This is a genomic window from Gimesia fumaroli (assembly GCF_007754425.1).
GTDB classification, from domain to species: Bacteria; Planctomycetota; Planctomycetia; order Planctomycetales; family Planctomycetaceae; genus Gimesia; species Gimesia fumaroli.
In genome coordinates, this window is sequence record NZ_CP037452.1 from 6093420 (window position 1) to 6108264 (window position 14845).

The following is a 14845-nucleotide window of genomic DNA, read 5'->3' on the forward strand; positions in this document are numbered from 1 at the left end:
AAATCACAGACTTAACGATTTTTTCTCAATTTCCCTGTAACACATTTCCGCGGTTCTCGCTGAGTGAGGTAGGCAGGCATGTGACCTGCAACACAATCAGGAACGGCCGGATCAAACCGCATGTCGTTCATCTCATTCAGTTACGAGATAAGGATATAGAACAATGAAACGCTTCACACTCAGCCTGGTTGTCTTGGCAATGGTGTTCGGCACGGTTTCTCTGGACGTTCAAGCCGGGGGAAAAGGTCGCTCATCAAGTCGCTCAGGACGATCAAGTATGTCTCGCTCAGGTTTTTCCGGTTCACGTCGGAATTTCTCCAGTCGTTCCACAAGTTCGCGTTCACCACAACGTTTTCAAAGTCGCTCAAAGAGCACGCGGTCTCCACAGCGAACCACTACGAGAAAATTTTCGTCGTCCCAGAAACTGAATAGTTCAACCACCCGACCACGATTTTCGAACTCAACGCCGAAACCTCGACCCACGATGAAACCCATCGGCAATACGCGGCCACAAACGAAACCCTTTACAGGCATTCGTCCTCGTCCCGGCAATGGTACTCCGAAACCGCGGCCCGGCATCAAACCCATCGATCCAGGAATCGGGAACGGTAAACCAGGGTTCGGCGGCATTCGTCCCAAACCAGGAGCCGGGGCTCCGAAACCACGGCCACGGCCTAAACCACCTGTCGGCAACGGACCTCCGAAGCCACGGCCACCAAAGCCAAATAATCCGAATAACCCCAAACCCAATCCGGGACAGGGTAACAATGGCGGAGGACATCACGACGGAGGTCACCACGGTGGTGGACATCATGGTGGCGGTCATCATGGACACGGACATCACGGCAAACCCTGGTTCCACGCTCGTCCTAACTACTGCTGGTGGTGGTTCAACTACTGCACGCCGCTGCAAAACTGCCGCCCCGTTGATTACCAATACTGCAACTACATCTACCCCACCTGCGACTATGTCGCTCCCAGTGGTCTGGTAGTCGAAGACGCTCGCTGGTACCTGGGAATGAAAGGCATGATGCTGCCCGGTAAAGGTGTGGGTGTGGAATCGGTGGAAGAAAATTCCCCCGCCGCCGCAGCCGGACTGGCCCCCGGAATGGTCATCACCAAGGTCAACGGCACCGCGATTATCAGCAACGAAGTGTTAGCCCAGGTCATCGCCGAATCCGGCGGGGTACTGGAAATGGAACTCTACGAAAAACTGGACGGCCCGTTAATGGAAACCACGGTCGAAATGATCCGTCTCCCCGCCGCCAGCTTTTAAGGAATAAATGCAAGCATGACGCAACCAGGCAACCCCGACGAAACGTCCGGCAAGGTGAGAACCTTGTCGGGCGTTTTTTTGTCTGGTACTGTTGCTTGATACGACTCTTTCAACACATCTTCATTCGGAAAATCCCAGCCATGATTCGGGAACTCACTCCAGACGATCAGCCTGCGATCCTCGATTTCGTCTACCAGCGCGAGCAGGAGAATCTGTTTGTCATCGGCAGCTTTGAATTCGTTCCTCATCCCTTCGAAACGAACACTTACCTGGGATACTTCAAAGAAAATAAACTGATCGGTCTGGGCACCTACTTCGGACGCTGGAGTGACATCCAGATCAGCACGCAGCATCCCGAAGTCCACAACGCCCTCGTCGATGAATTCATGCAGCGAAACAAACCCGTGGAATACGTCGTCGGATTCAAACGATATACGTTACAGACAATAGAACGCCTGCGATCGCATGGCATTGAGCCGAAAGCCACTTATGAAGAGACCGTCTATCTCCTGACGCACGAAACATTCCACAATCGGTCAACAGGAGAAACAACGAAAGCGACACCAGCCGACGTGGATGAAATCGTGCGGCTGGAATATCAAGTGGAAGGCAAAAGCGCAGAGACGGAAGTGACACAAAAAGAACGCGATCGTATTCTGCCGGAAAACGAATGGGTGCTCAGAAAAGAGGGGCAGATCATCGCCAAAGCCAATATCCACGGCGTTTCCAAACACTACGCCCAAATCGGCGGCGTCCTGACACACCCCCAATACCAAAACCAGGGCTACGCCAAACAGACCGTCAGCACAGTCTGCCAACATTGGCTGGACCTGGGCAAACAGCCCCTCCTCTTCGTCAAAAACGACAACCTACCCGCCATCAAAGTCTACGAACCCCTCGGCTTCCAACCCATCGACGAGTTTCTACTGGCTGAGTATGCTTCATAGCACTGGAGAATGTCCCGCCAATTCACCTTAAGTTAGTGATGTTTCGATTTCTCTCAGGCAACCGCATCTCCAGCTTGAGATTGTGCAGGAATGTTATCGAGACATCATCAAACACAAACAGAGTCGTCGCCTGTGTCTCAACAAAATAACGAGCGTCTTCCTCCGCCCACACCTTAACAGGCAAACCACAGCACATTACTCCCGCCAACTGCCACAGACATAAGCGTATCACCCTGTCCCCCGGATGAATCAAAGTTGTTAAAACTGCGTTTCATTGTAGAAGATTGAGGATGGGAATTAAGAATAATTGTAGAATCATTGAAATAAATTTCGCTGACTTAGTCTATTTTTCTCGAAATTGAAACGATGCACGAACTTGAGAGAACATTTCACGTTTTTCATCAAAAAGGTCTGCATCACATCGGAAACTCATTATATATAAGGCTTCGTTCTTGATGAAAATGTAGATTTGGCAAGACAATAGTCTGCCATCTATTGTTATTTTTCGCGTCTGAAAAAACCTGGCAGGAACATTACAAACAGTCGTCTCACCGGAACATACCACAGAGTCTCCGATTCGTTTCATTCGCTTGTCTGCAACTTCATTGAGCAACTCGTGCTGTGACGTACTCTTCATTTGATTTGTCACTTCAAAATTGACGTCTCGACCACACAAAATAATGATTGAATCATATCCATTTAGATTAATATCGGAATTTGACAAGACAGAGTCTGGCTCTGTGCCAGCTTCTTCAAATTTTTCAGGAATACTAATTCTGAATGTTTCTTTTGAATATTCCTTCATTTTTGTACTAATATGTAAATCTGTCCGAGCCAACAGATCCATGCACTTTTTGGAGTTATGAGAGAGACTGGCAATTGTTTGCTTTGAGACAATTGACGTCTTTGGAGTTCCGATGGGATATTCATTAATTTTCTTCCAGAGTCCAGTGTTTATCAGTGAAGCGTGTTGCGCCAAATTTGCCAACACAACTCGCACAGCAACATACTCTCTGGTATCAACACAGGATGAGTCGATCTTTAATGCCTGTTTTAGCTCTTCATACGCTTGATCTGCTGTTTCTATCGCTCGTTCTTCAAAATCTCCAAGGGCCTGCTGAAACGCATAGTTCGCCTGGTATTCTGCTCTCACTAGACAGGCCCATGCCTGTAGATCAGGAGGAGCTTGATTTGTTATTTCGTTCGAGAATGCCTTCCAGTTCGGAATATAGCTTCCTGTTATCGTCTTACTGGATTTAAAGTCCGTACTAAACACCTTAGTGGTCGTATCACGATATGGCTCTAATTCGGTAAATGACTTCGAATCCACGTTCGGCTTGAGAGGGGGATTTTCAACGATCGGCGTCGGTACGCCTGTTTCTTCTGAGGAACAACCAGTCAGCAACAACATCGTCAGAAACAGAGTTCCTGCTGCTGAGATTGAACCGATAACTATTTTGAAATTCCGACTCTTTTCAAATTGAACACACCATTCTGTGAATGATGCGGATACACCAATTCTGCTCCAGAATGCGTTTTCACAATCTACAAACATATTCCACTTTTCTTTGTGTCTAACCATAAACCACAACCAACTCCAGCCAAACGCCATGAGTGAATACCCAATAATAAACAAAGTGGAAGTTACATCCCTTGACAACGTTCTAAAACTCCTTCCGAATTGAATAAGGACCTTTCTACCACACTTTTATAGAATATTGCAGGTCGTCTCAAAGGTCCAATAGAAATAGCACACCACGCATCCGTCTGTCATTGTTCATTTCGGTTCTACCAGAGCAAGAATCCCACGACGGATGAGCTTATCAATGCTTTTCACCAATCTTTCATCAGACAACCGTATGAGTTCCTCATTATCATTGATTATCAAACAGGTTTTATTTAATCCCATGATTCTCTGATTATGAACTTGTAAGAGTTCTTCAAAACAAATATTTGGATAATATGCGATATCACCTCCTGGATCTGAATAACACATTAATCGACCGTTACTGGATGTGATATCACTGGGTGGGTCCTCAATAAATGTAAAAATAAAATAAGGCCGTCGTGTTGTCTGGCCTTCATGAAAATCAATAATGACTGAAACTGCTGAATCTACCTTCTGATGTCGTGAAAGCAAACTAATCCCCGTTTGTGTCAGTCCATTTAAACTGGAACCAGAAATAACCCCTCCAACGAGGGGATCTACAAAGCCATACCTGGATAACAGGTTCAGTTCTGCTTGAATTTCAGCCTGATAAATCTCTGGCACCTGATCCAGGTCCATCAGATTATCCTGAACGGAGCGAAACACAGGAAATGGTTTCCTCTTCAGTCGCTTTATATTCAGCTTGATCATAATCCAATAAAGAACAGCTCCAAGAATATTCGGATACCACATTCCAATATATTCTCGCAAACAATATCGCGCGTAATGCTGCTCGTAAAATTGCATCCGGTTCCTTCCCAAAAGATGTTTTAAAAAAATGCACCTCATGTATCACAGTCCGGTGTTGTCAATTTAGGAAATGACACCCTATTATAAGTCGATGCAGAAATCCGTCACCAGATTAATAGAACAACTCAATCAATACCAAAAAGATTCTTCTATCTTAGAGGTTAAGGAGGAGTGGCTTGCTGAGATTGAAAACAAATATCCGCGTATGCCGGAAGATTTAAAAGAGTTGTATCTTACACTGGGTTATGGCTCTATTGCGTCATCAAGCTATATGATCCACATACCAACAGAACCAGATGAAATCTATGATGAGGAAACAGCCAAAGGCCTTGAAGGAATATTAATTGTCGGCGACGATTTTTCTGGGACTTGCGAAGCGTACAATGCGAAACAAGGCTGGCTGTTTGGTACAATCGGGAGTCACGGTCAATTTGAGGAATATGGGCCGGAAGTTCCAGGGCTTGTTCATTTCCTTATCGACTGGTTCGTAGAGGACAAATAATCGATTCCGCACATAAAATACAGCCAGCCATAACATCTGAAAACATGCAATATCTCACCATCAACACGCCCCTGGGTGAAGTCAATTTTTTCGTATTCGGCGTCACGCCGGCGGTTACGATTCATCTCGATTCGGTGCCGCTGTCTCCTGCGCTTCCGCCTGGGATGTCGGTTCAAGGCTGCCTGGGAATTTTATTACGAGTCGGCTGTCATGAGGCTATAGAAGACCTGATCTTCGAATGCCGTTTGCTGGAGCGGAACTATTCTGATCACTACTATGAAGGCGGAGAGCATTTGTATGCGCACACTTGGGGAAACGAGCATTCGGTGCTGATGATCGGCACCGAAGACGAAGAGTGCCTCAACGCGCGACTGCCAGAAAATCAACAGTACGATTTTGAACCTCTGGAAAGTAGCGAGAAAGGAGTTTCGCTATCTCTACCGCGACTAGAGAAGGGCAGCGAAAGCAGTTTCCATTTCATCTCCGCCTGGAACAATCTTCCCGTTCCCGAAGATATTGCCTGCTGCTACGCGGTTGATTTCAAGCATACCGAGTTGCTGAAAAATGTGCGATCTAATCACAATCGCGCATAAAAAACTGCAAAACAAAGTGGCCAGCCGGAATCGCTACTCACCCAGCTTCCCGCCTTCGGCTTCGAAAAGTGCAAGTACCACTTTCATCCGTGCTTTTTGTGCGGCCGTGACTTCGAACGTTTTCTCCGGAGCGTTTTCGAATGCAACCAGAACTCTTTGAGAGTTCACGATATCTTTAATCATTTTCAGTTGCTCTTTTCTCAATGGGGCATCGTATTGCTTCCAACCTCGTTCTTCACGTTCCCTATCTACCGAAACACTCGGGACCAAAGATGACTCCATGTTTAACAGGAATTCATTCGATAAATTATTCTCTTTATTTAGCTTCGTCGTCAGATTGATAAATTTTTTTTGCAGCCCTTTAGGAAGACTTTCATAATAAGACACCAACGTTTCGCGTCTTACACTCGCGATAGCTCCTTCTATCACGATTACTTTATCCATAAATTTTGTCTTTTGGCTCAGTATCTTCTTATATTTGGCTGCGATCGTATCATATTCCCGGATTGTTTTCTGATAGATGGCTTGATCTTCGTCTTGCTTTTCTCTAGCAGCTTCTACTTTTTTTATGGACGCGTCAAACTGATTCTTCAGGTCCTCGATCTTTCGGTTCAATTCTCGTAACTGATCAGCAGTCGGATTGAAAACGGTAACGCGGTATTTTGTTTTGTCAGTCTGGATTAAAAAACCTGGTTTGCCCAACTCGTCGAACTTGTCAGCTACCTCGTTTGACACTCGGGGTAGAAACTTAACGATCTGAAGGTAAACTTTTAATGGCTCATTATTATGCTCTCTGAGATAGAGTCGGAAATTATCATCGGTATATTTGTAACGAGGTCCCTCATTGTGTGTCGAATTTATACACTCTCGATAATTTTCATCTAATAGTGATCTCCATGTAAATAATGATCGAAGATGCTCAAGTTCAGAAACCGGTTTGATCGTCACATCAATCCAATTCCATTTATCATCTTCGCGACGGATCACTCTTAATTTCAGCTCGTCCTTATAGGTATTTTTCTGCAGAAGTTTGTCGCCCTCATCGAACGATTTGAGTACTTTCCCATTAATTTCGATAATTAAATCTTGATATTCCAAACCTGCTTTTTTAGCACGTGAATCTCGATAGATCCCGTCGACAATCAGCGCGTTGGTCGTCTTGAGTGGAAACCGGGGAACCTCTTTTCCTTCTTCCCGCAGCGATTTCTTGAAATCAAACACCTTTACCGTGTCAAAACCTAATTCAATATAGTTTTGAGAAGGTGGATCCTCTGCAGGAGCAGATGTCGGACAAATGAGATTTAACATCACGAATAACAGCAGATAACGCATCATCAACTCCTGTCTGAGAGGGAGTTCTCGAAACTAACAAAAAATATCCACAACCCCACTATATATATACATACGAACAATTTTCAAGCAACCAAATAAAAAAACAGCCCCGAAAGGCTGCTTTTTGTTTCTCTGAGGAAGAGGAAATGGAGGTGCGTTTACAGTTTCCATCCATCCGCCAGCACGGTCCCTTTCGGCACGACGATGATGCCGTCGCGGATCAACACGTCGGTGTGGTCGAAGTCTTGTTCGGTGTGGCCGTTGAGTTCGATGCGGACGTTTTTTCCGACGCGGCAGTTTTTATCGACAATCGCACCATCGATATAGGCACCTTCATCAATGCCGAACGGGGGCAGACTGTCATCGGGCGTGTCTTTACACTGGTCCTGATAGAAGTCGGCTCCCATCACGATTGAATTTTTAATCGTCACGTTCTTGCCGATACGACAACGCAGGCCGATCACGCTGTTTTCAATCACGGCGCCTTCATCAATTTCACAACCATCGGCGATCAGACTGCGTTTGATGTTGGTGCCTTCGCAGCGCGTCGGTGGCAGGAAGCGGGGACGCGAATAGATGGGCGCTTTCTCGACGACAAAATCGAACGGCGGATCGGGATGCGTCAGCGCCAGGTTCGCATCAAAGAACGAACGAATCGTCCCGATGTCTTCCCAGTAGCCGTCGAACAGATGCGCGTGAACCTTGTGCGTGCGAATCGACATCGGAAAGATTTCCTTGCCGAAGTCTTCGTAATCGGTTTTCTTCAACAGATCCACCAGCAAATCGCGATTGAACAGATAGATGCCCATGCTGGCCAGACAGTCGCGGCCCCGGCTTTCGATGCCCTGCTGATCAATCCATTCCGACGGTGTGCGAACCATCGCCAGTTCTTCTTCTGTCTGTGGTTTTTCCAGGAAGCTTTCCACGCGTCCTTCGTCGTTGACTTTCATAATGCCGAATGCGGAAGCCTGCTCGCTGGAGAGGGGCACCGTCGCGATCGTCACATCGGCCTGCGAGTTGATGTGTGTCTGCAGCATTTCCAGATAATCCATGCGGTAGAGCTGATCGCCGGAAAGGATCAGAACGTAATCAATGTCCGACTGTTCGATGCAGCGGATATTTTTGCGCACCGCGTCAGCCGTCCCCTGATACCAGTCGGTCCCTTCCATCGTCTGCTGTGCGGCCAGAATTTCCACAAAGCCGCCACCGAAAGAATCAAACTTGTAGGTCTGGCGAATGTGACGGTGCAGACTGACCGAGTTGAACTGCGTGATCAGGTAGATACGACTCAGTTCGCTGTTAATACAGTTCGAAATCGGAATATCAATCAACCGATATTTTCCCGCCAGAGGTACTGCAGGTTTAGAACGAAACTGAGTGAGCGGAAACAGACGTGTGCCCTTTCCTCCTCCCAGGATGAGGCTGACGACATTTTTCATAAAGTAACCTGATTCTAGTGCAACGCACTGATAACGTGAGTTCGTACATTTTTCTAAGCAAACTTAATGAACAGTTTGCCCGTTGGAAATTGCCTTTTGTATTTATTTCATGTTACTTAATTTTCAGCGTTCAAACCAGTTTATAAAGAGCTGTACTCGTCAGGCGCAGGAAATTTCCTGGTTGGAATCAAATCTGTATTGATCAGGCAAATTAGGAGAATTCCAGGCTGTGAACTGCTTATCGCCAGCGTTAAGATATGATAAATTCTCCATCTATACTCATTTTGATGCATCATTTGTCTCGCCGAGGAGTGCTACCTTGTTGCCTGTCCACTGTCTGAAATTGTCGTCGCTGATACGCGTCCCTGTCGCTGCGGTTTGTCTGCTCTCGCTTTTCGGTATGCAATCTGGTTTTGCAGAAACGCCTTACACGCCTGCGATCGCAGAAGCCTCCAAAGAAGGGGCGCAGGCGATTCAAGGATTTCGCGTGCCCAAAGGGATGACGGTCAGCCTGTTTGCAGCAGAGCCATTGCTGGCAAACCCGGTGGCGTTTTGTATTGATGAGCAGGGCCGGTTTTATGTCGCCGAAACATTTCGACAGGGAAAAGGCGTCGAAGACAATCGCGGCCACATGAACTGGCTACATGATGACCTGGCAGCCGAAACTCTGGAAGATCGCATGGCTTTCTTCAAAAAACATCTCAAAGACGGAGTCAAAGAATACGCACGCGAACACGACCGCATCCGTCTGGTGGAAGACCGCGACCAAGACGGCAAAGCCGACCATGCCAGTGTTTTTGCTGATGGGTTCAATGGCATTCTGGAAGGGACTGGTGCGGGAATTCTCGCACGTGGCGGATACGTCTATTACACGTGTATTCCGCATGTCTGGAAACTCAGCGACACCGCCAACGAAGGCAAAGCGACACTGCGGGAAAAGCTAAGCAGCGGTTACGGGATCCGGGTTGCCTTTCGCGGTCATGACCTGCATGGCTTGAAGCTCGGCCCTGACGGACGCCTCTATTTCAGCATCGGCGACCGTGGATACAACATCAAAACCAAAGAAGGCAAGCATCTGTTCCGACCCGATACGGGAGCTGTCTTCCGTTGCAATCTGGATGGCACCGAACTGGAAGAATTCGCTTACGGCCTGCGAAATCCGCAGGAACTGACGTTTGACGATTATGGCAATCTCTTCACCGGCGATAACAATTCCGACAGCGGCGACAAAGCCCGCTGGGTCTATGTCGTTGAAGGAGGCGACACCGGCTGGCGGATGTATTATCAATATCTCAGCGATCGCGGCCCCTTTAACCGCGAAAAGATCTGGCACCCGGCCCACAAAGGACAGCCCGCTTATATGGTGCCCCCCGTGATCAATCTCGCCGACGGTCCTTCAGGGCTCGTGCATTATCCGGGTGTTGGTCTGTCGGATCGTTACAAAGATCATTTTTTTCTGGCCGACTTCCGTGGCACACCTTCCCGCAGCGGGATTCGCTCCTTTGCTGTGAAACCGAAAGGGGCGTCGTTCGAACTGACCGATTCCCATGAATTCATCTGGCAGATTCTAGCCACCGATGTCGACTTCGGTTACGACGGGAGCCTGTATGTCAGTGACTGGGTGAACGGCTGGAACGGCCTGGGTAAAGGCCGGATCTATGAGTTCACCGATACCGAACATGCCAAAGCTGCGAAAGCCGCTCACTCCGCCACACTGATGAAAGCGGGATTCTCACAGCGTTCCGTTAAAGAATTAACGAAGCTGCTGACACACCCCGACCAGCGCATTCGCATGGAAGCGCAGTTTGAACTCGTCAACCGAAATAAATTAGAAGCTTTAAAGAGTGTTGCCTATGATTCGAAAGATCAGCTGGCCCGCCTGCATGCCATCTGGGGCATCGGTCAACTGGGTCGCAAAACGTCGTCCGCCGTTTCCGGCATTCAAAGCCTACTGAAAGACGCCGACGGCGAAGTCCGCGGGCAGACCGCAAAAGTGATCGGCGAAGCAGATTTCAAAGCCGCCGTGCCGGCTCTCATCGAACTGGTTTCTGATCCGAATGCCCGCGTGCAATATTTCGCGACAGTGGCACTGGGAAATCTCGAAGCCGCCGATGCGATTCCCGCGTTATTTGATCTGCTCAAGAAAAATAACAATGACGACCCGATGCTGCGACACGCGGCGATTCTAGCGTTGGCACGAATCGGAGACGCCGAACAGCTGATTGCCGCCGCGAATAATGAATCAGCGGCCGTACGACTGGGAGCCGTCGTAGCGCTCCGCCGGCTGAAACGCAAAGAGGTGGGTCTGTTCCTGCAGGATTCTGACCCACTGGTGGTGTTGGAAGCAGCTCGTGCAATCAACGACGCCCCCATTCCCGACGCGGTTTCTGATCTGGCAGCCGTTTCGATTCACCCCGACCAATCCGAGGCGTTATTACGTCGTGTGATGAATGCGAACTTCCGTCTGGGTGGTGCTGAAAATGCGGCCGCGGTCGCAAAAATCGCCGCTGACAGTAAAGTGCCTGAAGCACTGCGACTGGAAGCGATTGAAGAACTGAGACAGTGGAACGAGCCCTCTCCACTCGACCGAGTACTGGGACGCTGGCAGCCGATTGAAAACCGAAAACCCATCGAACTGACCGGCATCGTCGGCCCCATCGTGCCGGATCTGTTTCAGAGTTCCGAGAAGGTCAAAACCGCGGGTACGGGACTGGCTGCCAAGTACGGCATTAAGGAAGCCGCTCCGATGCTGGCAGAAATGGTCGCCGATACCAAACGCCCCGTGGATGTGCGTGTCGCCTCTCTAAAAGCGTTGGATAAGCTGGGATACCCCCAGATCACCGACGTCGCCAAGACCGCAATTAAAGATAAGAAAGCAGCCCTGCGAGTGACAGGCCGAAACGTCCTGACCCGACATCAGCCGGAAGCCGCGATCAAAGAATTGGAACAGGCCATTGAAAAAGGCCAGACATCCGAAAAACAGGGCGCCATCGAGACCTTGGCCGAAATGAAACTCCCCGCGGCGACAGACATTTTAGTGCGTTGGATGCAGCGACTTGCCAAAGGCGAGGTTCCCGCTGAAATTCAACTCGACTTACTCAAAGCAGCCAGGCAGAAACAGACTCCCGAACTGGACCAACTGCTGGTGGCCTTCGATCAGAGCCGGCCCAAAGACGATGCAATTTCAGGTTACATTGAAACGCTGTCCGGCGGGAATGCGGCCCGCGGTCGTGAGATCTTTTACGGACGCAGCGATACGTCGTGTCGTCGTTGTCACATGATCAAAAATAACGGCGGTGAAGTTGGCCCCGATTTATCCGGGATCGGCATCGACAAAGATCGGCGTTATCTGCTGGAAGCGATCGTAGCCCCGAATAAAGCAATTGCCAAAGGTTTTGAAACGACCATGCTGGTAACGCTGGACGGTAAAGTCCTGGTGGGAATCGTACGAAAAGAAGACGATAAAGAACTCGTATTGATGGATGCGAAAGGGACGATCACGCGCGTCTTGAAAGCAGACATTGATGAACGGGCATCGGGAAAGTCAGCCATGCCCGAAGAGATTGTCAAACAACTCAGCAAAGACGATTTGCGCGATCTGGTGGAATTTTTGAGTCGTCAGAAACAAAAAAAGAAAGCGACTTCCACTAAACATGAGGGTTGATCGTTGGTTGTTTCCGCAGAAAGATATTTATAAAATCGCCTCCTTGTTTTGCGTGGGACTGCTGGCTAAAATGAAGACATAATGAAACAGAGAAATAAGCCTCTGCCTTGTTGATTCAAAATCGTGAGTTGACCCTACAAATATTAAACTGGGGACCCCCGAAATTCGGCTGCGTGTATATCCGGTATATCCGGCTCACACAACCCGGGTTATCAGGTCCCCACTTTGCAATCACGGGTTCTAATATACCCGCGTCTGAATCACTTGGTGGAGGTTTTTTCATGGGCTTATTCGACCAGCAGGAATCCAGCAATCTGGAAAAAGCCAAGCCGCTGGCAGCCCGTATGCGTCCCGCTTCGCTGGAAGAATTTGCCGGACAGCAGCATTTTCTGGGTGAAGGAAAGTTACTCCGCCGCATCCTGGCTGCAGACCGGATTGGCTCACTGATTTTTTACGGCTCTCCCGGCACCGGAAAGACGTCGCTCGCTGAACTCATCGCCCGCCAGTCGCATCGCCGTTTTGAAGCACTGAACGCCGCATCCGCCGGGATCAAAGAGGTCCGCGCCGCCCTCGACCGGGCACGCAACGAACTGGCCACCGGCGGAAAACAGACGATTTTGTTCATCGACGAGCTGCATCATTTCAGTAAAGTCCAGCAGGATGTCCTGTTACCCGATGTCGAATCGGGGGTCGTTTCCTTAATTGGTGCGACGACCTCAAATCCGTTTTTCTCGCTGGTTTCGGCGCTCATCAGCCGCAGTCAGATCTTTGAATTTCAGCCGTTGACTGCGGAGGAAATTCTGACGTTGATGCAGAGGGCACTCAGCGATGAAAAACGGGGGCTCGGCCGCTACAACGTGACAGTAGATCCGGAAGCGTTGAATTTTCTGATCGAAGTCTGCGACGGCGATGCGCGGCGTTCGTTGAACGCGTTGGAAATCGGCGTGCTTTCGATTCATGGCAGTGATCGCGTTTTCGATCTCGATGTCGCGCAGGAATCGATCCAGAAAAAAGCAATTCAATACGATCAGGACGGCGATTCACATTACGATTCCGCCAGTGCGCTGATCAAAAGCATGCGCGGGAGTGATCCTGATGCCGCTCTGTACTGGCTGGCTCGCATGATCGAAGCGGGCGAAGACCCCCGTTTTCTGGCCCGGCGAATTGTGATTGCCGCTTCAGAAGACGTCGGCAACGCCGATCCGACCGCACTGACTTTGGCTATGTCGGTGTTTAACGCGGTCGAAAAAATCGGGATGCCCGAAGGTCGTATTTTACTGGCACAAGCGGTGATCTATATCGCCACCGCACCAAAATCGAATGCCTCTTATGTCGCCATTGATGAAGCGATTAGTGATGTGCGAAACAAATCTCTGCTGCCGGTCCCCATCCATTTGAAAGACAGCCACTATTCCGGTGCTGCGAAATTAGGGCACGGCGAAGGCTATCAGTACGCCCATGCTTCCGAAGAGGGCTGGGTCGACCAGGATTACCTGGGAGTCGAGAAAGAATACTATCGCCCGGTCGAACGGGGCTTTGAAGCCACGATTCGCAAGCGGCTGGAAGTCTTTAAGCAGCGGCGCAAAAAAACAGGAACGGATGATAACAACCGTTCCTGATCCCCCCTCTGTTGCATCGTCGTCAGTTTGCTTTACTAGCACAACGGCTGCTGTTTTAAACCGACGATTGTGATCGCCTTGGCGACTTCCCGTTCCTGCAATAAGCCTTCTAGGTTCGGCATGAAATCAACCGACATGAACCATTGCATCAAAACATCGAACATGGGCTCAATTGCTTCTTCTTGAATCCCAAATTCTTCTTTCATCGGCAGCGCTTCTTCTGGAGCCATATCCTGAAATTGACTGATCAGTAAAAAGTCGCCTTCATTGGACAGGTTCAAATGCAGATTGCGAATTTCCGATGAAAGGAAATGATCAACGGCGATGTGCACGTCTAATGGCCCCCCCTGCAGGTAACGACGTGCTTCATCCGGTTGTTCGTCGATGATGCGGGCCGCTGTTTCACAGACAGCATAAACCACGCTCTCATCAACGAGATCGCCTTCGACGTGCTCACTGGCCAGATGCTTGGCCCAGGTCACTGACAGCAGATCCAGTTGAACGTGTGGTGGCACGCTCCGTAAAAAAGGAACTTCGGTCAGAAAACCAAATGAGTCAAATGGATCGTCGCCTACCTGCTTCGCCAGAGCGATTCGCTCCAGAGTGTCCATGAAAGCAATCCGGAATGCGATATAACTCAGAAACGTTTGAGGCAGAATGTCTTTGGAAATTGTAAGCATGTTAATAATCGCTTGGCAAAAGTTGTAGATCTCAGATGCTTCATGCAGTACTTTAAAAAATGCCTTCAGGCACCGTCATGAAATCAGTTACACTTGGTAAGTGACAGGTATTACTTTGCCAGAGAGGTATCCCAAACACAATAAAAAAGTTTTGAAAATACTTCGAAAATCAGTGGATTGATTAAAGTGCATGACTCTCTGTCAGCACTGTAAAACAGGGCCTAAATTACTCACCGAAACATAGTTCGTGCAGATCACGTAATCGTCAGTCTGACTCTGATTGATACAACCGTTACATTTCGTCAAAATTTAGACCTGTTATAAGCGTTATCGCA

Annotated in this window: 11 protein-coding genes; 6 read left to right on the plus strand and 5 right to left on the minus strand. The window is 48.8% G+C overall.

Features of this window, described 5'->3' with window-relative positions:
- Positions 1–163: 163 nt before the first annotated feature.
- Positions 164–1276 carry a PDZ domain-containing protein gene (locus Enr17x_RS23065; protein ID WP_145312036.1) on the plus strand — a complete coding sequence of 371 codons (1113 nt, stop codon included), beginning with the start codon at positions 164–166 and terminating at the stop codon, positions 1274–1276.
- 140 nt (positions 1277–1416) lie between these two features.
- Positions 1417–2223, plus strand: coding sequence for a GNAT family N-acetyltransferase (locus Enr17x_RS23070; RefSeq protein WP_145312037.1), 807 nt, complete (start codon positions 1417–1419; stop codon positions 2221–2223).
- A 343-nt stretch (positions 2224–2566) separates the two neighbouring features.
- On the opposite strand, the gene Enr17x_RS23075 is transcribed toward Enr17x_RS23070, so the two are convergent.
- Complete coding sequence (locus Enr17x_RS23075; protein ID WP_145312038.1) at positions 2567–3835, minus strand: hypothetical protein; 1269 nt, start codon at positions 3833–3835, stop codon at positions 2567–2569.
- Between the two features lie 165 nt (positions 3836–4000).
- Entirely contained in the window at positions 4001–4678 is a 678-nt protein-coding gene (locus Enr17x_RS23080) for a hypothetical protein (protein ID WP_145312039.1), read from the minus strand.
- Positions 4679–4772: 94 nt separating this feature from the next.
- Here Enr17x_RS23080 and Enr17x_RS23085 point away from each other — a divergent pair, with 94 nt between their 5' ends.
- A complete protein-coding gene (locus Enr17x_RS23085; RefSeq protein WP_145312040.1) occupies positions 4773–5183 on the plus strand; it encodes a hypothetical protein in 411 nt (136 codons plus the stop codon).
- A 44-nt stretch (positions 5184–5227) separates the two neighbouring features.
- Positions 5228–5776, plus strand: coding sequence for a hypothetical protein (locus Enr17x_RS23090; protein ID WP_145312041.1), 549 nt, complete (start codon positions 5228–5230; stop codon positions 5774–5776).
- A gap of 33 nt (positions 5777–5809) precedes the next feature.
- On the opposite strand, the gene Enr17x_RS23095 is transcribed toward Enr17x_RS23090, so the two are convergent.
- Both Enr17x_RS23095 and Enr17x_RS23100 read right to left on the minus strand, forming a co-directional pair.
- Entirely contained in the window at positions 5810–7111 is a 1302-nt protein-coding gene (locus tag Enr17x_RS23095; protein ID WP_145312042.1) for a PDZ domain-containing protein, read from the minus strand.
- A gap of 155 nt (positions 7112–7266) precedes the next feature.
- On the minus strand, positions 7267–8547 hold the full coding sequence (locus tag Enr17x_RS23100) for a glucose-1-phosphate adenylyltransferase (RefSeq protein ID WP_145312043.1): 1281 nt from the start codon (positions 8545–8547) through the stop codon (positions 7267–7269).
- A gap of 319 nt (positions 8548–8866) precedes the next feature.
- Between Enr17x_RS23100 and Enr17x_RS23105 the strand changes: the two genes are divergently transcribed.
- Both Enr17x_RS23105 and Enr17x_RS23110 read left to right on the plus strand, forming a co-directional pair.
- Positions 8867–12211, plus strand: a complete 3345-nt coding sequence (locus tag Enr17x_RS23105; protein WP_232100827.1) for a PVC-type heme-binding CxxCH protein — start codon at positions 8867–8869, stop codon at positions 12209–12211.
- 281 nt (positions 12212–12492) lie between these two features.
- Positions 12493–13830, plus strand: coding sequence for a replication-associated recombination protein A (locus Enr17x_RS23110; protein WP_145312044.1), 1338 nt, complete (start codon positions 12493–12495; stop codon positions 13828–13830).
- Between the two features lie 35 nt (positions 13831–13865).
- Here the strand turns inward: Enr17x_RS23110 and Enr17x_RS23115 are convergent, their stop codons facing one another.
- Positions 13866–14510, minus strand: coding sequence for a hypothetical protein (locus Enr17x_RS23115; RefSeq protein ID WP_145220234.1), 645 nt, complete (start codon positions 14508–14510; stop codon positions 13866–13868).
- Positions 14511–14845: the final 335 nt, after the last annotated feature.

What these genes read in the sequence shown, in the direction of transcription:
- Enr17x_RS23115 (WP_145220234.1), bottom strand. Translation starts at nt 14,510, where the DNA reads ATGCTTACAATTTCCAAAGACATTCTGCCTCAAACGTTTCTGAGTTAT.
- Enr17x_RS23090 (WP_145312041.1), top strand. Translation starts at nt 5,228, where the DNA reads ATGCAATATCTCACCATCAACACGCCCCTGGGTGAAGTCAATTTTTTC.
- Enr17x_RS23075 (WP_145312038.1), bottom strand. Translation starts at nt 3,835, where the DNA reads ATGGCGTTTGGCTGGAGTTGGTTGTGGTTTATGGTTAGACACAAAGAA.
- Enr17x_RS23095 (WP_145312042.1), bottom strand. Translation starts at nt 7,111, where the DNA reads ATGATGCGTTATCTGCTGTTATTCGTGATGTTAAATCTCATTTGTCCG.
- Enr17x_RS23080 (WP_145312039.1), bottom strand. Translation starts at nt 4,678, where the DNA reads ATGCAATTTTACGAGCAGCATTACGCGCGATATTGTTTGCGAGAATAT.
- Enr17x_RS23100 (WP_145312043.1), bottom strand. Translation starts at nt 8,547, where the DNA reads ATGAAAAATGTCGTCAGCCTCATCCTGGGAGGAGGAAAGGGCACACGT.
- Enr17x_RS23085 (WP_145312040.1), top strand. Translation starts at nt 4,773, where the DNA reads ATGCAGAAATCCGTCACCAGATTAATAGAACAACTCAATCAATACCAA.
- Enr17x_RS23070 (WP_145312037.1), top strand. Translation starts at nt 1,417, where the DNA reads ATGATTCGGGAACTCACTCCAGACGATCAGCCTGCGATCCTCGATTTC.
- Enr17x_RS23065 (WP_145312036.1), top strand. Translation starts at nt 164, where the DNA reads ATGAAACGCTTCACACTCAGCCTGGTTGTCTTGGCAATGGTGTTCGGC.
- Enr17x_RS23110 (WP_145312044.1), top strand. Translation starts at nt 12,493, where the DNA reads ATGGGCTTATTCGACCAGCAGGAATCCAGCAATCTGGAAAAAGCCAAG.